Origin of the sequence: Pseudomonas sp. PD9R (assembly GCF_019200975.1) — a bacterium.
Classification (GTDB): Bacteria; Pseudomonadota; Gammaproteobacteria; order Pseudomonadales; family Pseudomonadaceae; genus Aquipseudomonas.
Genome location: NZ_JAHTMR010000006.1, coordinates 154606 through 171636, shown reverse-complemented (window position 1 = coordinate 171636; position 17031 = coordinate 154606). Strand labels below are relative to the sequence as shown.

The window sequence follows — 17031 nt, the reverse complement described above, 5'->3', positions numbered from 1 at the left end:
AATGCCTGTGGAACTGCCTGTGGATAACCTGAGTGAAAGGGACTACAGCCCACGCAGTGCGCAGGCTACAGAACACAGATCATTTTTTGACCACCCCCTGAAAGCACCACATAACAAAATGCAGGAGCTGCCGCAGGCTGCGATCTTTTGATCTTCAGCAATCAAGATCAAAAGATCGCAGCCTGCGGCAGCTCCTGCATGACAACTCCCAAGGATGGGTGCTGGTAGAATGCCCGGCTTGTTCAGCCTACCCGCAGCGCACGCCATGACCCAGCACGCAACCTCCTCCCCTTCCCACGTCGCCATCATCGGCGGCGGCCCCGCCGGTCTGATGGCGGCTGAAGTGCTGAGTCAGGCGGGGGTCAAAGTCGATTTGTACGACGGCATGCCTTCAGTCGGCAGGAAGTTTCTGCTCGCGGGTGTAGGCGGCATGAACATCACCCACTCCGAAGCCTACCCGGCGTTCCTCTCACGCTACGCCGAACGTGCACCGCAAATCGCACCGCTGCTGCGCGCCTTCGGCGCCGAGGCGTTGTGCCAGTGGATTCATGAACTGGGCATCGAAACCTTCGTCGGCAGCTCTGGCCGGGTCTTTCCCACCGACATGAAAGCCGCTCCCCTGCTACGTGCCTGGCTCAAGCGCCTGCGCGACAGCGGCGTAGTTATCCACACCCGCCACCGCTGGCTCGGTTGGGATGAGCGTGGCGGATTGCGCATCGCCAGCCCTGAAGGCGAAAACACCATTCAAGCCGACGCTACCCTGCTCGCCCTTGGCGGCGGCAGTTGGTCGCGTTTGGGTTCGGACGGTGCCTGGATGCTGCCTCTGGAGCAGCGCGGCGTAGGACTTGCGCCACTGCAACCGAGTAATTGTGGCTTCGAGGTGCACGCCTGGAGCGAGTTGATGGTCAGCAAATTCGCCGGTGCTCCGCTGAAAAACATCGCTATAGGCCTCAACGATGACGTACCACGGCTCGGTGAATGTGTGATCACGGCAACCGGGATCGAGGGCAGTTTGATCTACGCCCATTCGGCCTCAATTCGCGAGGCGATCAACCAGCACGGTTCGGCAACCATTCATCTTGACCTTCTGCCGGGCAAGCCTGTGGATAAAGTCCAGGCTGCATTGAGCAAACCGCGCGGTTCCCGTTCCATGGCCAAACACCTGCACAGTCAGTTGGGAATCGATGGGGTGAAAGCGGCGTTGCTGCGGGAACTGACATCTGCCGACACCTTTGCAGACATGACGTCCCTGGCCAGATCGATCAAGGCACTGCCACTGCCCCTGGTAAAAACCCGCCCACTGGACGAAGCCATCAGCAGCGCTGGCGGTGTGCTGTTCGAAGCGATGGATGAACGGTTGATGCTCAAGCAACTGCCTGGCGTGTTCTGCGCGGGAGAGATGATCGATTGGGAAGCGCCGACGGGCGGCTATCTGCTGACTGCGTGTTTCGCCAGTGGGCGAGCGGCCGGACTCGGAATGCTTGAGTGGTTACAGCGCAAGGACTGAAGATTGCGGCGCGCCCATCGCGAGCAGGCTCACTCCTACAGGAAAATGCATTCCAAATGTGGGAGCGAGCCTGCTCGCGATGGCAACCTAACAGACGCCGCAGCTAATCAAGGCTTGCGCTTACGCGGCCCGGTATTGAACACCGGCACTTTTCGCACAGGCTTGACCGAAGGTTCCGGTGCCGACGCCTCGCCGGTATCCACCCACTTGCCAAGGTTGCGCTTGCCGCCACCACCGGAGGTCTTTGGCTTTTTCGGTTTTTTCGGTTTCTTGATTACCTGACCGCTGGCATCCGTGTCCGGCACGCGGTGCTCAGGTTCGAAGTCAGGCTCGTTCTGACGCTTGAGCGTCTGACGGGTCAATGTCTCGATGGCCGACAGAAGATTCACTTCATCAGCACAAACCAGGGAAATTGCCTCGCCGGTAGAGCCCGCGCGCCCGGTACGACCGATGCGATGGATGTAATCCTCTGCCACGATCGGCAAATCGAAATTGACCACCAACGGCAGGTCTTCGATGTCCAGCCCACGGGCGGCAACATCAGTGGCCACCAGGATCTGCACTTCACTGAGTTTGAAACGGTCCAGCGCACGCTGACGGGTCGCCTGCGGTTTGTCGCCATGGATGCCGTCGGCATTGATGCCCAGACCCTGGAGTTTTTCCACCAGTGCGTCCACGCCGTTGCGGGTTTTGGCGAACACCAGCACCTGCTTCCATTTGCCCTTGCGCATCAAGTGCACGAACAGTTCCGGCTTGCGCTTCTTGTCCACCGTTACCACCCATTGCTTGACGGTGTTGGCAGCGACGTTGCGCGGGCTGACTTCGACGGTCAACGGGTCGTTGAGCATTTGCCCGGCCAGCAGGCGGATGTCATCAGAGAAGGTCGCGGAGAACAGCAGCGTCTGACGTTTCTTCGGCAGCGCACGGTAAATGTTCGCCAGCTCTTCGGAAAAACCCAGGTCGAGCATGCGGTCGGCTTCGTCCAGCACCAGGGTTTGCAGCTGGTTGAACTTCAGCGCGTTCTGGCGGAACAGGTCGAGCAAACGGCCCGGGGTCGCCACCAGCAGATCGACACCGCTGCGCAATTTCATCATTTGCGGGTTGATGCTGACGCCGCCATAAACCGCGTAGGTGCGCAATGGCAGGTTTTCGGCGTACTGGCGCACGGCTTCGTGAACCTGTTCGGCCAGTTCGCGGGTCGGCACCAGAATCAGCGCACGCACCGAGTTGGCGGTGACTTTCGGTCCTTCCATGGCCAGCAATTGCAGCAGTGGCAGCGCGAAACCGGCGGTCTTGCCGGTGCCGGTCTGGGCGGCAGCCATCAGGTCGCGACCGGCCAGCACCGCCGGAATGGCTTGCGCCTGAACCGGCGTCGGAGTCTGGTAGCCGAGCGTCTCAAGGGAGCGCAGCAAGGGTTCGATCAGGCCAAGGGTGGCGAAAGTCATGGGAATACCGTAGGGAAATTCAGCGCGATTGTGCAAAACGAGTGTGCAAAACAAGATGCAATGGCGCGCAGTTTACCCTAATTCACACGGGATTCTGTTGGCACTGACTTGACCACCGGCCGTTCTGGCTTGCGGCGCCATTGCGGCAAGCCGATCAGTACCACGGCGCTGATGATCACCAACATGGCCAGTGCTTCCTCGATGCCAATCGTCTCGCCAACAAACACGATGCCCAGCAGCACCGCCACCGCCGGGTTGACGTAGGCATAACTGGTGGCCGCTGCCGGCCGCACATGCTTCAGCAGGTACATGTAAGCGTTGAACGCGATGATCGAACCGAACACGGTCAAGTACGCCAGTGCGGCCCAGCCTTCAATCGGCGGCATCTTTTCCAGGTGTTCGCCGCTGACTGCGCTGCCAATCAGCAACACCACGCCACCCACCAGCATTTCCACGGCACTGGCCATTGCGCCTTGGGGCAACGGCAAGTGTTTGCTCCACACCGAGCCGAAGGCCCAAGTGGCGGCGGCAAATATCAGCAACGCAGCGCCCAGCGGACTCGATTGCAGGTTGGAACCGAGGTTGAGCATGCCAATGCCGATCAGCCCGAGTGCAATCCCGGCCCATTCGAGACGGGTATTACGTGCGCCCCAGAAATATCCGAAGAGCAAGGTAAACAGCGGCACCGTCGCCACCGCCAGCGCGGCAACGCCAGAGGCCACTCCGGTGTGCTCGGCCACACTAACCGCGCCGTTGCCGCACGCCAGCAGCAACACGCCGATGATCCCGGCGGCTTTCCATTGCGCCCACGTCGGTGCCGGTGCCCCGCGCCAGCGCAGGAAGGCGTACATCAATGAACCGGCGATCACGAAGCGAATACCCGCGAGCAGCAGTGGCGGCCAGTACTCCACGCCGATGCGGATCACCAGGTAGGTCGAGCCCCAAATCACGTACAAGGCGAAAAAGGCAGCGATCAACGGTAAGGGAAAGCGACGAAGGCCAGACATCGGGGCAGCTCACAGGCAAGACAAGTGAACGGCTATTCTAGAAAGGCTGACACCGGAAAATAAGTTACAAAACCTGTTTAAAGCGGCCGTACACTTTTCAAGACACGGAGTTCAACGCTATAAACCGTGCTTTCGAAAGTCGCTCATTTTTCATGACTGCATGACTGCATGACTGCATGACTGTAGGAGCTGTCGAGTGAAACGAGGCTGCGATCTTTTGACTTTGATCTTAAAAATCAAAAGATCGCAGCCTCGTTTCACTCGGCAGCTCCTACAGACCTACAGACCTACAGACCTACAGACCTACAGGTTGCCGCTAGAACCCGCGATGGCGCTTGAGATGCTCATTGACCTTCGCCGCCGGCACTTTTTGCAACTTGCACAGCAAATCATGAGACAGCTCGCGCAAGCCATGCTTCTGACGCAACTCTTCAGCCAGGTGAGTCGTCAGGTTGGCAGCCATTTCGGCATCGGCCATGGCCCGGTGAGCCTTGCCGGTATGGGGCAGGTTGGCGAAGGTGGTGAGGGTGCCGAGTTTGTGGTTCGGCGCGGCAGGCATCAGGCGTCGTGCCAGCAGCAGCGAGCAGGCAAAATTCTGCAAGCGTGTGCGTTTGATCCGCCCCAGCTCGAAGTCCCAGAATTTCTGGTCGAACGCCGCGTTATGCGCCAGTAACGGTGTGGTGCCGACGAATTCGTTGACCTCGTTCATCACCGTTTCAGCCGAGGGCGCGGTGCGCAGCATGGCGTTGCTGATGCCGGTGAGTTGTTCGATGAAGGCCGGGACGCGTACGCCGGCATTCATCAGGCTCTGGTAACGCTCGACGATGCGCCCCTGTTCGAGGATCACCACGGCAATTTCCGTGGCCCTGCAGCTGCTGCTCGGCGAGATCCCGGTGGTTTCAAAGTCGATGACTGCTATGCGTTCCAAACCTGTTTCAACTCCGTAAAAATCAATTCTTGAGCAGCAACGCGCCTTCGATCGGCACGTAGCGGCTGGCGGCGCGGATCAGCGAGTTGGCGGTCAGCCCCGGTACGCCGTAGGCCACCGCCTGCACGCCGTGCTTGCTGATGATGCGCTCCAGCAGCATGTCGAAATCACCGTCGCCGGAGGCCAGCACCACTTCGTCGACATGGTCGGCAGCGTCCATGATGTCGAGGGTGATGCCCACGTCCCAGTCGCCCTTGGCCGAGCCGTCGCTGCGCTGGATGTAAGGCTTGAGCTTCACGGTGAAACCGAGGTTGCGCAGGATCTGCTGGAACTGCTGCTGTTTGCTGTCGCCACGATCGATGGCGTAGGCGTAGGCCTCGACGATCTGCCCCTGTTTGCTGATTTCAGCCCACAGCGCGGCATAGTTGAAGTGGCAACCGTAAGCCTGACGCACGGTGTAATAGAGGTTCTGGACATCGGCGAACACTGCGATTTTTTTCACCGGACACCCTCATCAGCACACAGGCAGGATCAGGCACCAGGCCCGAAAAGTCGCCCAGTATGCCAGCCTGAAGGAGGGTTCCGCGAAAAATCGGCTACGTGGCAAGGGAGCAAGCTCCCTTGCCACGGATGTATCAGACGAAGGAGTCGTCGTCGCCGCCGAAGAGCCATGAGCTGTCATCGTTGTAGTCGGTGTCGGTAAAACCGCCCTGATCATTGCCGTAGGAATCATTACCGGCCATGCGCTGGTCATCGCCCCAGCCATTGTTACCCTGGTCGTTGACCTGGGCCGGCTCTTCCTTGATCACTTCGACGATTTCTTGCGGTTGCTGATTGTGATGAAACAGGCTGCTGATGCCTTGCGCCAGCATTACGCCACCCGCTACGCCAGCTGCGGTTTTCAGCGCGCCGCCGAGAAAGCTGCTGCCCGCTGCCGGAGCCGGGGCCGTTTGTTGTGGTGCGTAATTCTGCTGTGGCGGGGCAGCGTAGTTCTGCTGTGGTGGTTGCGAATTGAACGATGATCGCCCCGGCTCACGCCAGCCGCCACCGCTCGACGCCGGCGCGCTTTGACTGGGTGCAGGCTGTGGATCACGACTGCTGCCACCGAAAATGCTCGACAGGAATCCGCCGCTGCTCGGCGCCGGAGCAGCCGTCTGCGCCTTGGCCTGTTGCAGTTCGGCCTGCAACTGCTGAACTTGCTGGGTCAGCTGTTTGTTCTGTTCGTCGAGGCTCTTGATTGCCGCCTCTTGCACCAGAATCGCCTGGGTCATGAAATAACCTGCCGCCGGTTGGCGCGTCAGGTGTTCCTTGATCCGCGCCTCGGCCTGGGCGTCGCGCGGGGCTGAGTCCGTTTCGGCCTGTTGCAGCCGGGAAAACAGTCCATCGATCAGGGTTTGCTCTTCGCTGTTCATGGCGACCTCGTAGATTGCCGGGAAAATCGTTGCCTTCGTCCACTGAGGATAAGGTGCTCGACCTTAATGGAGGCTGAAACAAGTTGTTTCAATGACCTTTACCGAACGTTTACGTTTGCTTGTGTCGGTATAGGTTCGGTTACAGTGTGTCACTGCTTATGACCAGCGATACCGACTGATGAATCCGTTCGATGTACTGCGTGACTCCCTGTATTTCTTCAAGCGCAATCTGGGCCAGATCGTGCAGCTGTGCCTGCCGCTGGTGATCGTCGAAGCCCTGTTGCAACAAGTGGTCGACCACACCACCGAACCGGACAGTTTCCCCGGCATCAGTGTGATCGTCGGCTTGCTGGTTTATCCGCTGTACACCGCCGCGCTGATTCTGTTTCTTGATTCCCGCAGTCGTGGCGAATCGCCGAGCAACCGAGAGCTGCTGTCGCGGGCTGCCTACCTCTGGCCGCGCTTCGCCCTGCTGACCGCCCTGAACACCTTGTTGATCCTGCTCGGTTTGTCGCTGTATTTCCTGCCGGGCATCTACCTGATGGTGACCCTGGCATTCGGCGAGTACCTGCTGGTGCTGCGCGGCCTGGCCCCACTAGCGGCGATGAAGGAAAGCCTGCGCCTGACCCGCGGTCATTTCATGCGCATTCTGGTGTGCATTCTGTGTGTGATGGGGCCGTTGTGGCTGCTCAAGGGGGCAACGCTGGCGGTGTACCCCGAGCCGCAGAACCCAGTGATCTCGGTATTGATCGACAGTGCGCACAGCTTCCTGCAACTGTTCACCAGCGTGGTGTTGTTCCGCCTGTTCATGCTGATCGGCGATGCACCGGCAAAAATCGATGGGGCACGCTAACCGTGTGCGACCGTCCGTCAGTCGGGTATGCTCAGGGTCATTTTTCGTAACGCTATAAGCCGAGACATGACCCGATTACTGCGCTACGCCTTGCTGGGATTGTTGATCGTGATCGGCCTGACAGGCGCGATGATCTACAGCCTGACCTGGCACCCCGAAGCCAAAGAAGCGCTGCCCGTCAGTTGCACCGCTCAGGCACCGTCATTGGTCCCAGGCCAGGCACTGAAGGTGATGACCTGGAACGTCCAGTACCTGGCGGGCAAGCGCTATGTGTTTTGGGATGACCTGGCCACCGGCTCCGACGAATCCCCCACCCCCGAAGACATGGCTTTCAGCCTCGATGAAGTGGCGCGGGTGATTCGCGACGAGCAACCGGACATCGTGCTGCTGCAGGAACTCAATAGCGACGCCAAGGCCAGCCACTACCAGAACCAGCTCAAACTGCTGCAAGAACGGGTCGCCGACCTGTATCCGTGCAGTGCCCAAGCCTTCGACTGGAAAGCCGACTTCGTACCTGATCCGCACATCTTCGGCAGCGTTGGCCGGCAACTGGCAACCCTGAGCCGCTACGAAATCGAACACGCCGAGCGCCTGCAACTGCCGGTCGAACAGGTCAACCTGATCAGCCGCCAGTTCAAACCGAAAAACGCTTTGTTGATCACCTACCTGCCGTTGAGCGACGGCGGCCAGATGGCCGTGCTCAACACCCACCTCGACCGCGCGACTCAACCGGACGATACCCTGCAAGCGCAAATTTCGGCGGTGGCCAAAACCCTAGACAAGTTCGAAAGCCGTGGCACGCCGTGGCTGATCGGCGGCGACTTCAATCTGTTGCCGTTAGGGCAATACCAGCGCCTGCCCAGCGAGCAACGCACCCCTTACTCCGCCGACAGCGCACTGCATGTGCTGTGGGACAAATATCCGATGATCCCCAGCAACAACGAAGCCGGCGGCATCGACCGTGCGCGTTGGTTGACCCATTACCCGAACGATCCGGGCGTGAATGGTCCGGACCGGACGGTGGATTACCTGTTTTACAGCCCACGGATCAAACGGGTTGAGGCGATGGTGCGGCAGGACGATACGTTGCGCATCTCCGATCACCTTCCCGTGATCGCCCGATTCCTGCTCCCCGCCGCGCCATAGAATGTAGGAGCTGCCGCAGGCTGCGATCTTTTGATCCTGATTTTTCAAGATCAAAAGATCGCAGCCTGCGGCAACTCCTACAGGGGTTATTTATCGACCATCATCACTTGCGCGGTTTGATCCGCGCGGTTGCTTCGGCCACTAGCGGATCATCCGGCCAGTAATGCTTTGGATAACGCCCCTTCAAATCCTTCTTCACCTCGGCGTAGGTGCTGCGCCAGAAGTTCGCCAGATCCTGGGTCACCTGCACGGGCCGCCGCGCCGGTGACAACAGATGCAACTTGACCACTTGCCGGCCGCCGGCAATGCGCGGGGTCTCGGCCAGGCCAAACAGTTCCTGCAAACGCACCGCCAGAATCGGTGGCTGCTCACTGTAATCCAGACGAATCGATGACCCCGACGGCACGCTCAAATGATGCGGAGCCCACTCATCGAGCCGCTGCGGTAGCGGCCACGGCAGCAGGTTATGGACGATGCTCGACAGGTCGAGATTGGCGAAATGGCTGAGCCGCGAGACTTTGCCCAGATACGGCATCAGCCAGTCTTCAAGGTTTTTCAGCAACGCGACGTCGCTGACATCCGGCCATTCGCTTTCGCCCTTGCCGCCCAGATCCAGCTGACGCAACAACGCGACCCGTGCCTGCCACTGACGCAGTTCCGGCGTCCACGGCAACAGCTCGAGACCTTTGCGCCGTACCAGATTGACCAGCGCCTGACTGCGGGCCGTTTCATCCAGCCCGGTCAGCGGTTCGCGGCTGAGGATCAGCTCGCCGACCTTGCGCTGTCGCTCGGCACGCAATACGCCTTCGCGCTCGTCCCAATCCAGTTGATCGACGCAGCGCACCTGTTCGGCCAACACTGAATCAAACAACGCCGGATCGAAATCCGCCGCCAGATAAATTCGTTCTTCACGCTGGCCCTGACGACTGCCGAGATCGGCAATCACCAACCACGCTTGTTTCATCAGGCTGTCCGCTTCGGCGAACAGGGCCGCGCGACCATTAGCCAGGCGGTACTCGGCACCACCGGCCCGGCGTTGCTGGGCGACGCGGTCGGGATACGCCAATGCCAGCAGTGCGCCCAGCCAGCGAGGGTGATCAGGATCACCGACCGGCTCTGACGCTTTGCCACGCAGGTAACCACGATATTGCCGCGCCAGTTGCCGGGCACGCTGCACTCCGCCCTGCGCACCGCGAGCGGCCCGCTCTTCGCCGGACAACAGCACCAGCCGGCTGTGCAAATCCGCCCCGGCACCGCGCAGGATATCGCGCTCACCGAGCAACGCCGCGACATCGCAAGCCATGTCCGCCAGGCCGAGCGCCTGCCCGCGCAGCAGCAAATGAGCGATCCGCGGATGCGCCGGCAATTCGGCCATGGCCTGACCATGTCGGGTCAACGCGTCACCCTCCAACGCGCCCAGACGTTCGAGCAGATCCTGCGCCTGTGCATAGGCTGCGGCGGGTGGCACATCGAGCCAGACCAGTTGCCCGGGCGTCACCCCCCAACGACCAAGTTGCAAGGCTAAACCGGCGAGGTCTGCCGAGAGAATTTCCGCACTGCCATAAGCGGCCAATTGCTCGTGCTGATCCTGCGACCACAGGCGATAACACACGCCGGGTTCCAATCGCCCGGCCCGGCCTGCGCGCTGAGTGGCACTGGCCTTGGAAATGCGCTGGGTGTCGAGGCGGGTCATGCCGCTGCCGGGGTCGAAACGCGGCACCCGCGCCAACCCGGCATCGATCACCACGCGCACACCGTCGATGGTCAGACTGGTTTCGGCGATGTTGGTGGCCAGCACCACTTTGCGTTTGCCTGTTGGTGCCGGGTCAATCGCGGCACGCTGCGCGGCCAGGTCAAGTTCACCGTGCAACGGGCAGAGCAACACCTGCGTGTTATCCCCCAGTGCATCGGCCAGTTGTTGATGGACGCGACGGATTTCCGCCTGCCCCGGCAAGAACACCAGCACGCTGCCGGTTTCATCGTTCAAGGCTTCAAGAATGGTTTGCACCAGACGCGGTTCGATGAACTCGCCTGCCTGGAACGGCCGGCCCCAGCGCATCGCCACCGGGTACATGCGACCTTCGCTGCGCAGGATCGGCGCATCGTCGAGCAACCCGGCCAGGCGTTCGCCTTCCAGGGTTGCCGACATCAACAGGATTTTCAGCGGTTGATCGTCGCGGAACAGTTCCCGGCCATTCAGGCTCAGGGCCAGCGCCAGATCGGCGTCGAGGCTGCGTTCGTGGAACTCGTCGAAGATCAGCAAACCCACGCCGTCCAGCGCAGGATCGTCCTGCAAGCGCCGGGTGAGAATGCCTTCGGTGACCACTTCGATGCGGGTATTGGGACCGACCTTGCTGTCGAGCCGAATGCGATAACCCACGGTTTCACCGACTTTCTCGCCCAGTTCACTGGCCAGACGCTCCGCCGCCGCCCGCGCCGCCAACCGGCGGGGTTCGAGCATCAGGATGGTCTGCCCGGCCAGCCAGGGCTCGTTGAGCAGGGCCAGTGGTACGCGGGTGGTTTTACCGGCACCGGGCGGTGCTTCGAGCACGGCTTCGTGGCGTGTAGCGAGGGCTTCACGCAGGGCAGGTAAAACTTCATCAATCGGCAAAGAAATCATGCTGGCTCCCAAACAGAGGGCCGAGTATAACGGCGAACTGCTTGGCGTTTATCACGGTCCTAATTCATATCGATGACGCTTCGTTTTTAGATGACCCAGGAGATTTCATATGCGTGCTCCCTTTCGCCTGATTGGCGGTGTACTGGTCGCAACCCTGCTGACCCAAGTGACAGCCTGCGGCTCGATCTTCTACCCCGATCGCCGTGGTCAAATCGACGGCAAGATCGACCCGGCCATCGCCGTGCTTGATGCCGTGGGCCTGCTGTTCTACATCATCCCCGGCCTGATCGCGTTTGCCGTGGACTTCGCCACCGGCGCGATTTACTTCGAGCCGGGCAAGACCGCCCAGGTCGATCCGGAACAACTCAAGGAAGCCATCGGCGCCGACGGCAAGGTCGATAACCTCAAGTTGCAGACTATTCTGGAGCGTGAAACGGGCCGCCGTTTGCCGCTGGATGATCCGCGCCTGATCCAGCACAAGGGCAGCACCCAGCAACTGGCCATGTTCGGCCTGCAACCCGCCGCGTAATCGGTGCACTTAAAGGAATAGCCGCACATATGACCTCCAGCTCCGAACACGCCCGCCTGTTGCGGCTGGCCACCCGCGCCTCGGTGGCGGTGGCTTGCACACTGATCATCGCCAAAGCCATTGCCTGGTGGCTGAGCGGTTCAGTGAGCATGCTCGCCGGGCTGACGGACTCGGCACTCGACGGCGTCACCTCGTTGCTCAACCTGCTGGCCGTGCACTACGCCCTGCGTCCCGCCGATGATGATCATCGTTACGGGCATGGCAAGGCCGAATCGCTGGCCGGCATGGCGCAGGCGCTGTTCATTGGCGGCAGTGCGGTGCTGATTGCGTTGCAGGCGTTCGACCGGCTCAAGCATCCAGAACCGGTGGGCGCACCGTGGATCAGTATTGGGGTGATTGTGTTCTCCCTCGCGCTGACCCTGGCGTTGCTGATGTTGCAGCATCGGGTGGTCAAGGCCACCGGTTCCAACGCGGTACGCGCCGACTCCCTGCACTACCGCTCGGACATGCTGCTCAACGGCAGCATACTGGTGGCGCTGGTGCTGGCGGGTTTTGGCTGGAATCAGGTGGACGCCTGGTTTGGCTTGGGGATTTCCGCGTACATCCTCTGGAGCGCGGTACAGATCGCCCGTGAGAGTTTTACAGTATTGATGGATGAGGAACTGCCGCCGGATATCAGTCAGCACATGCTGGAATTGGCGTGCAGCGTACCGGGGGTGTTGGGTGCGCATGACCTGCGCACGCGGATTTCCGGCAACCAATGGTTTGTGCAGTTGCACCTGGAATTACCGGGGGAATTGACCCTGTCAGTCGCCCATGGCATCAGCGATCAAGCCGCCGATGCGATCCACACCGCTTACCCGCGAGCCGAAGTGCTGGTGCACGCTGACCCGCAGGAAGTGGTGAAGGCTGCCCGAGCGGCTCAGTCACTGACCTGATAACCGCGACTGCTCAGGCAGTTGCCTTGGGCCTGACGATAGGCTTGCACAACCGACGGATCTGGCTGATAAGTCGCGGTTCGCGGATCCAGGCCACTCTGCTGCACCGCGTACTGATAGCACTCGTAGCCATCCCGACTGACTTGCTCCTGCGACTGGCCGTTGGCCGGATACGCGACCACGTCATAACTGTTACTGGCAGGTTGTGGTGGCTGTTGTGGCTGCGGTTGCAGGTTGCCAACCGGAGGCTCTACCACGACGTAATCCTGGGTGCTCTCCTGATAGGCGTAATACGAACCCGCCGCGAGGAACAGCACCGACCCGCCGATCAAGACCTGCTCGGCGTAATCCGGCAAGTAGCCGACCCGGATCCCGCGCGGCGGTTCTACCACCACATAGCGTGGGCCTAACGGGCGATACCAGTAGCCACCGGAGTAGAAGTAATCCATGCCACGGTAAGGCACGCGGTATTCATGATCCGGGAAACGATCAATCACGTGTCCTGGACGATACTGCGGGCCGGGGCCCCAACCGTTGCCGTGCCCATTCGGCCGACCCTGACCTTGACCTTGACCTTGGCCTTGCCATTGATTGTTACTCGACGGTGAGCCCACGTAACCGTTCCAGTGCTGGTTGTTATCGTTACGTCGCGGAACGTCCTGATAGTACCCGCGCTGCGGCTGCTGGGTCTGATGCACGGCATCGGGCCGTGGCTGGATTGGCAGATCGTTGGCTGGTAATTGCGGTGACGGCGGAGGCGATCGGACCTGACTGTTGAAATCGGGCGGCGGACGTTTCTGCCATTGGCCGTTATTTGAATTCTGGCCGTTGTTTTGCGGATACGGCTGATTCTGTTGCTGACCATTTTGCGGGTGCGGTTGATTGTTGCCGCCATGGCCCTGATTGTTGCCCTGATGACCGCCCTCTCCGTGCTGCCCGCCTTCGGGACCACGGTTCTGCGGCTCATCGGCAAGCGAAAGCGCAGTGACACTGACACACAGCAAACCAACACCGGCCAAACGCCAGATGCGCGACTTCATGCTTTTCCTCACTGCGGGTTAGGGCCTGTACGTAAGACTGGAAATCCACAGGCCGGTTCTGCAACAGGTTATCAGTCGCGAAACTTATTTATTGAGCGGCAAATAATGAAAGGGCGCAAAAAATCGCGGGCAAGAAAAAGGGGAGACCCGTCGGCCTCCCCTTGAGAACTTCGTCCGTGCTCGACGCTTTTGACGTCGGCTCACCTCACGCCGTCTTCTGGACAGTGTGTAGCTCGGGGGCCGGCACATCCCCTGTGGGGGTAGCGGCCGCGACAGGCCTGATTGGGCGAGTCGCACTGGACTGTTTGTCCGAGCAGTGATTCTGGTGATAAGAATAGGCTCGGAGCGCCGGCAGCGGATTGCGAAGATTGCTGAAATAAACATCACTTGCGCAATTTTTAACCCTGGATAGATAATCTGTCGCAATAGTTATGACAAAGGCCTGATTGATGAGCAAACTCGACCGATACGACCTGAGCATTTTGGCTGAATTGCAGCGTGATGCACGCATCTCCAATCAAGAGCTGGCCGAGCGTATCGGCCTGTCGCCTTCGCCTTGCTCACGACGGGTCAAGCAACTGGAAGACGACGGCTACATCACCCGCCAGGTCGCCCTGCTCGACCGCAAGATGCTGGGCCTGAGCCTGACAGCGTATGTGCTGATCGGCATGGATCGTCACACGCCAGAGCGCTTCGAGAACTTCGAAGCAGCCATCCGCACCTTGCCGCAAGTACTGGAATGCAGTTTGGTGACGGGGATGGATGCCGACTATCAGCTAAAGGTCGTCGTGCCGGACATGGACCATTATCAGAAACTGCTGCTGGGGCACCTGACACGGATTGAGGGCGTGACCAGTGTAAGGTCGAGTTTTGTGCTGAATCAGGTACTCAACAGCACCGAGTTGCCGTTGACCCACCTGCGCAGCTGATCTGCTTCTGCATGAACTGCCGCTCATGCGTCTGCTCATCTGATTTTCTGTAGGAGCTGTCGAGTGCAACGAGGCTACGATCTTTTGATCTTGTTTCTTAAAATCAAACGATCGCAGCCTCGTTGCACTCGACAGCGCCTACCAGCGCCTACATGAGCCGACGCAGGTCAATGTTGCCCGAGGGCCCCTTGGCGTATACTCGCCCCGCCCTTTTAGCCTCGCCCCCGCTGGAGATGTTCGATGGATCCTGCCGTTTTCGAAGAGTGGATGATGACCGGCCTGGTCACGATCCTGATCATATTCATGGGTTTCATCGTCTGGGATCTGGCGAAAAAATCCAAGGCTGGCAAATTCGGCACGTTCATTCTGTTCTTTGTGCTGGGCCTGGGGATTCTCGCGTTCATCATCAAAAGCGTAGTGATTGCGTACATCGAAAACGGCTCATAAACGCGCCGGTACTTCCTTCCACTGGCCCTGATCGAGCCCTTCGATCGACCAGTCACCGATTCTGACCCGCACCAGTCGCAGGGTCGGCAACCCGACCGCCGCCGTCATGCGTCGTACTTGCCGATTACGGCCTTCGCGAATCACCAGTTCCAGCCAACTCGTCGGCACACTTTTGCGAAAACGCACCGGCGGATTGCGCGGCCATAACTCGGGCTCATCCAGTTGCCGCGCCTCGGCGGGCAAGGTCATGCCGTCGTTCAGTTCCACGCCATCGCGCAAACGCTGCAACTGCTCGGCGCTCGGCTCGCCTTCGACTTGCACCCAATAGGTCTTCGCCAGTTTGTGTTTCGGGTCGGCGATTCGCGCTTGAAGCTGGCCGTCGTTGGTCAGCAATAGCAAACCTTCGCTGTCGCGATCCAGTCGTCCGGCCGGGTAAATCCCCGGAATCTCGATGAAATCCTTGAGCGTCGACCGCCCTTCGCCGTCGCTGAATTGCGTCAGCACATCGAATGGTTTGTTGAACAGGATCAGCTTCGGCTCGGTCGGTGGCGCTTTGGCGACACGGCGCGGGGCTGAAGTGGCTGGCGCAGGTTTCGCGCCTGGACGGCGGGAAACGGGACGTTGAGGACGGGACATGGGAAAAGGAACATCTAACGGTCAGGGCTGCTAATGCTAGTAGCCCGACCGTTAAATAACCATCGGCAAATCAGCGGAACGGCGGCTCGTCGAAGCTGCGCAGTTTGCGCGAGTGCAGCGAATTGAGTTCGGTGCGCAGCAGATCCACTGCCTCGATACCGATCTTCAAGTGCTGGCTGACCGCGCGTTCATAGAAGGCGTTGGCAGAACCCGGCAGTTTGATTTCGCTGTGCAGCGGCTTGTCGGACACGCAGAGCAACGTGCCGTACGGCACCCGCAAACGGTAACCCTGGGCAGCGATGGTGCCGCTTTCCATGTCCACGGCCACAGCGCGGGACAGGTTGATCAACGGTCGTTCCTGAGCCCAGCGTAGCTCCCAGTTACGGTCGTCGTAGGTCAGCACGGTGCCGGTGCGCAGGCGTTTTTTCAGCTCGTCACCCTTCTCGCCGGTGATATTGGCCGCCGCTTGCTGCAAGGCCATCTGCACTTCGGCCAGGGCCGGAATCGGGATGTTGGGCGGCACCACCCGGTCGAGAATCCCGTCGCGGCGCATGTAAGCGTGGGCCAGCACATAGTCGCCGATAGTCTGCGACTGACGCAGGCCGCCGCAGTGGCCGATCATCAGCCAGCAATGCGGACGCAGTACGGCGAGGTGGTCGGTGATGTTCTTGGCGTTGGACGGGCCGACACCGATGTTCACCAACGTGACGCCGTGACCGTCGGTGGCAATCAGGTGATAGGCCGGCATCTGGTAACGGTGCCAGACCACACCAGCGGCGATTGCCGAGGCTTCACCGTGATCCATGCTCTTTTCGATGATTACGTTGCCCGGCAACACCATGCGCACAAAACGCGGGTCGCTGCGCAACTGCTCCAGGCCATGCACGATGAACTGGTCGACATAACGGTGGTAGTTGGTCAGCAGAATCCACGGCTGCACATGCCGCCAGTCGCTACCGGTGTAATGCACCAAGCGGCGCAGGGAGAAATCCACTCGCGCGGCGTCGAACAACGCCAGCGGCAGCGGATCGGTGTTTTCCCAGTCGTACAAACCATCGGCAATGCCGTCCGTCGCCGCCGACAGGTCGGTACTCGGAAATACCCGCGCCAGCACGGCAGCGGTCACGCCGGAGCCGGCCAGTTCATCGCCCTGCTCAACCACGTACGGATAAGGAATGTTCTGCTGGCTGACACCGACTTCGACGGTCACGGTGAAGTCATGCATCAACGGCACCAGCTGTTCCAGCAGGTACTTACGAAACGCGGACGGATGGGTGACGGTGACGCTGTAGGTGCCCGGCAACTGAACCTTGGCGTAGGCGCGCGTGGTCTGCGGGACTTCGCCCTGGCAGAGGTAGGTCAGACGCAGTTCGGGATAACGAAACATCGCCCGCTGCTCGGCGTCTGGCTCGACACGATCCTTGAGGTAACGCTTGAGCGCCTGACTCAGCGCGGTGGTTGCACGATTGTGCAAGAGCGCAAGCCGGTCAACGGCTTGCTCGGCGGTTTGAACGACAATAAAAGCTTCGGTCACGATCAGCATCCTGTGTTCTGACTTGCAGAGCTTCATCTTGCCTGCATCGTCGCGTCACGG

The 17031-nt window shown here is 60.2% G+C and carries 16 protein-coding genes; 7 read left to right on the top strand and 9 right to left on the bottom strand.

What is annotated here, in order from left to right; translation table 11 throughout:
• Positions 1–265: 265 nt before the first annotated feature.
• A complete protein-coding gene (locus KUF73_RS14565; protein ID WP_218438699.1) occupies positions 266–1507 on the top strand; it encodes a TIGR03862 family flavoprotein in 1242 nt (413 codons plus the stop codon).
• Between the two features lie 107 nt (positions 1508–1614).
• Here the strand turns inward: KUF73_RS14565 and KUF73_RS14560 are convergent, their stop codons facing one another.
• The 5 genes from KUF73_RS14560 to KUF73_RS14540 form a co-directional block, all read right to left on the bottom strand.
• On the bottom strand, positions 1615–2952 hold the full coding sequence (locus tag KUF73_RS14560) for a DEAD/DEAH box helicase (protein WP_218438698.1): 1338 nt from the start codon (positions 2950–2952) through the stop codon (positions 1615–1617).
• A gap of 77 nt (positions 2953–3029) precedes the next feature.
• Positions 3030–3959 (bottom strand): drug/metabolite exporter YedA, encoded by a 930-nt coding sequence (gene yedA, locus KUF73_RS14555; protein ID WP_218438697.1) that lies wholly within the window; start codon positions 3957–3959, stop codon positions 3030–3032.
• 316 nt (positions 3960–4275) lie between these two features.
• The gene (locus KUF73_RS14550; protein ID WP_218438696.1) at positions 4276–4887 is read right to left on the bottom strand and encodes a PolC-type DNA polymerase III; all 612 of its coding nucleotides are present in this window, start codon (positions 4885–4887) and stop codon (positions 4276–4278) included.
• A 22-nt stretch (positions 4888–4909) separates the two neighbouring features.
• Positions 4910–5389, bottom strand: coding sequence for an NYN domain-containing protein (locus KUF73_RS14545; RefSeq protein ID WP_096514962.1), 480 nt, complete (start codon positions 5387–5389; stop codon positions 4910–4912).
• Positions 5390–5522: 133 nt separating this feature from the next.
• Entirely contained in the window at positions 5523–6299 is a 777-nt protein-coding gene (locus tag KUF73_RS14540) for a DUF2076 domain-containing protein (protein ID WP_218438691.1), read from the bottom strand.
• Positions 6300–6477: 178 nt separating this feature from the next.
• Between KUF73_RS14540 and KUF73_RS14535 the strand changes: the two genes are divergently transcribed.
• Complete coding sequence (locus KUF73_RS14535) at positions 6478–7152, top strand: YciC family protein (RefSeq protein WP_218438690.1); 675 nt, start codon at positions 6478–6480, stop codon at positions 7150–7152.
• A gap of 66 nt (positions 7153–7218) precedes the next feature.
• Positions 7219–8298 carry an endonuclease/exonuclease/phosphatase family protein gene (locus tag KUF73_RS14530; protein ID WP_218438689.1) on the top strand — a complete coding sequence of 360 codons (1080 nt, stop codon included), beginning with the start codon at positions 7219–7221 and terminating at the stop codon, positions 8296–8298.
• Positions 8299–8401: 103 nt separating this feature from the next.
• Here KUF73_RS14530 and hrpB read toward each other — a convergent pair whose 3' ends face one another.
• Positions 8402–10918 (bottom strand): ATP-dependent helicase HrpB, encoded by a 2517-nt coding sequence (hrpB, locus tag KUF73_RS14525; RefSeq protein ID WP_218438688.1) that lies wholly within the window; start codon positions 10916–10918, stop codon positions 8402–8404.
• A gap of 109 nt (positions 10919–11027) precedes the next feature.
• Here hrpB and KUF73_RS14520 point away from each other — a divergent pair, with 109 nt between their 5' ends.
• Positions 11028–11447 (top strand): RNA-binding protein, encoded by a 420-nt coding sequence (locus tag KUF73_RS14520; RefSeq protein WP_218438687.1) that lies wholly within the window; start codon positions 11028–11030, stop codon positions 11445–11447.
• Between the two features lie 29 nt (positions 11448–11476).
• Positions 11477–12385 carry a cation diffusion facilitator family transporter gene (locus tag KUF73_RS14515; protein ID WP_218438686.1) on the top strand — a complete coding sequence of 303 codons (909 nt, stop codon included), beginning with the start codon at positions 11477–11479 and terminating at the stop codon, positions 12383–12385.
• Here the strand turns inward: KUF73_RS14515 and KUF73_RS14510 are convergent.
• On the bottom strand, positions 12370–13425 hold the full coding sequence (locus tag KUF73_RS14510; protein ID WP_218438685.1) for a DUF6515 family protein: 1056 nt from the start codon (positions 13423–13425) through the stop codon (positions 12370–12372). The two genes, KUF73_RS14515 and KUF73_RS14510, sit on opposite strands and share 16 nt — an antisense overlap.
• 449 nt (positions 13426–13874) lie before the next feature.
• Between KUF73_RS14510 and KUF73_RS14505 the strand changes: the two genes are divergently transcribed.
• Positions 13875–14354 carry an Lrp/AsnC family transcriptional regulator gene (locus KUF73_RS14505; RefSeq protein WP_007894448.1) on the top strand — a complete coding sequence of 160 codons (480 nt, stop codon included), beginning with the start codon at positions 13875–13877 and terminating at the stop codon, positions 14352–14354.
• A gap of 240 nt (positions 14355–14594) precedes the next feature.
• Positions 14595–14801: a DUF2788 domain-containing protein gene (locus tag KUF73_RS14500; RefSeq protein WP_059402078.1), complete on the top strand. Its 207-nt coding sequence runs from the start codon at positions 14595–14597 to the stop codon at positions 14799–14801.
• Here KUF73_RS14500 and KUF73_RS14495 read toward each other — a convergent pair.
• Positions 14796–15437, bottom strand: a complete 642-nt coding sequence (locus KUF73_RS14495; protein ID WP_256345646.1) for a pseudouridine synthase — start codon at positions 15435–15437, stop codon at positions 14796–14798. The genes KUF73_RS14500 and KUF73_RS14495 overlap by 6 nt on opposite strands.
• A 70-nt stretch (positions 15438–15507) precedes the next feature.
• Positions 15508–17007: an AMP nucleosidase gene (amn, locus tag KUF73_RS14490; RefSeq protein ID WP_218438684.1), complete on the bottom strand. Its 1500-nt coding sequence runs from the start codon at positions 17005–17007 to the stop codon at positions 15508–15510.
• Between the last annotated feature and the right edge of the window lie 24 nt (positions 17008–17031).

What these genes read in the sequence shown, in the direction of transcription:
- KUF73_RS14530 (WP_218438689.1), top strand. Translation starts at nt 7,219, where the DNA reads ATGACCCGATTACTGCGCTACGCCTTGCTGGGATTGTTGATCGTGATC.
- amn (WP_218438684.1), bottom strand. Translation starts at nt 17,007, where the DNA reads ATGAAGCTCTGCAAGTCAGAACACAGGATGCTGATCGTGACCGAAGCT.
- KUF73_RS14515 (WP_218438686.1), top strand. Translation starts at nt 11,477, where the DNA reads ATGACCTCCAGCTCCGAACACGCCCGCCTGTTGCGGCTGGCCACCCGC.
- KUF73_RS14540 (WP_218438691.1), bottom strand. Translation starts at nt 6,299, where the DNA reads ATGAACAGCGAAGAGCAAACCCTGATCGATGGACTGTTTTCCCGGCTG.
- KUF73_RS14500 (WP_059402078.1), top strand. Translation starts at nt 14,595, where the DNA reads ATGGATCCTGCCGTTTTCGAAGAGTGGATGATGACCGGCCTGGTCACG.
- yedA (WP_218438697.1), bottom strand. Translation starts at nt 3,959, where the DNA reads ATGTCTGGCCTTCGTCGCTTTCCCTTACCGTTGATCGCTGCCTTTTTC.
- KUF73_RS14505 (WP_007894448.1), top strand. Translation starts at nt 13,875, where the DNA reads ATGAGCAAACTCGACCGATACGACCTGAGCATTTTGGCTGAATTGCAG.
- KUF73_RS14565 (WP_218438699.1), top strand. Translation starts at nt 266, where the DNA reads ATGACCCAGCACGCAACCTCCTCCCCTTCCCACGTCGCCATCATCGGC.
- KUF73_RS14510 (WP_218438685.1), bottom strand. Translation starts at nt 13,425, where the DNA reads ATGAAGTCGCGCATCTGGCGTTTGGCCGGTGTTGGTTTGCTGTGTGTC.
- KUF73_RS14535 (WP_218438690.1), top strand. Translation starts at nt 6,478, where the DNA reads ATGAATCCGTTCGATGTACTGCGTGACTCCCTGTATTTCTTCAAGCGC.
- KUF73_RS14560 (WP_218438698.1), bottom strand. Translation starts at nt 2,952, where the DNA reads ATGACTTTCGCCACCCTTGGCCTGATCGAACCCTTGCTGCGCTCCCTT.
- KUF73_RS14520 (WP_218438687.1), top strand. Translation starts at nt 11,028, where the DNA reads ATGCGTGCTCCCTTTCGCCTGATTGGCGGTGTACTGGTCGCAACCCTG.
- hrpB (WP_218438688.1), bottom strand. Translation starts at nt 10,918, where the DNA reads ATGATTTCTTTGCCGATTGATGAAGTTTTACCTGCCCTGCGTGAAGCC.
- KUF73_RS14495 (WP_256345646.1), bottom strand. Translation starts at nt 15,437, where the DNA reads ATGTCCCGTCCTCAACGTCCCGTTTCCCGCCGTCCAGGCGCGAAACCT.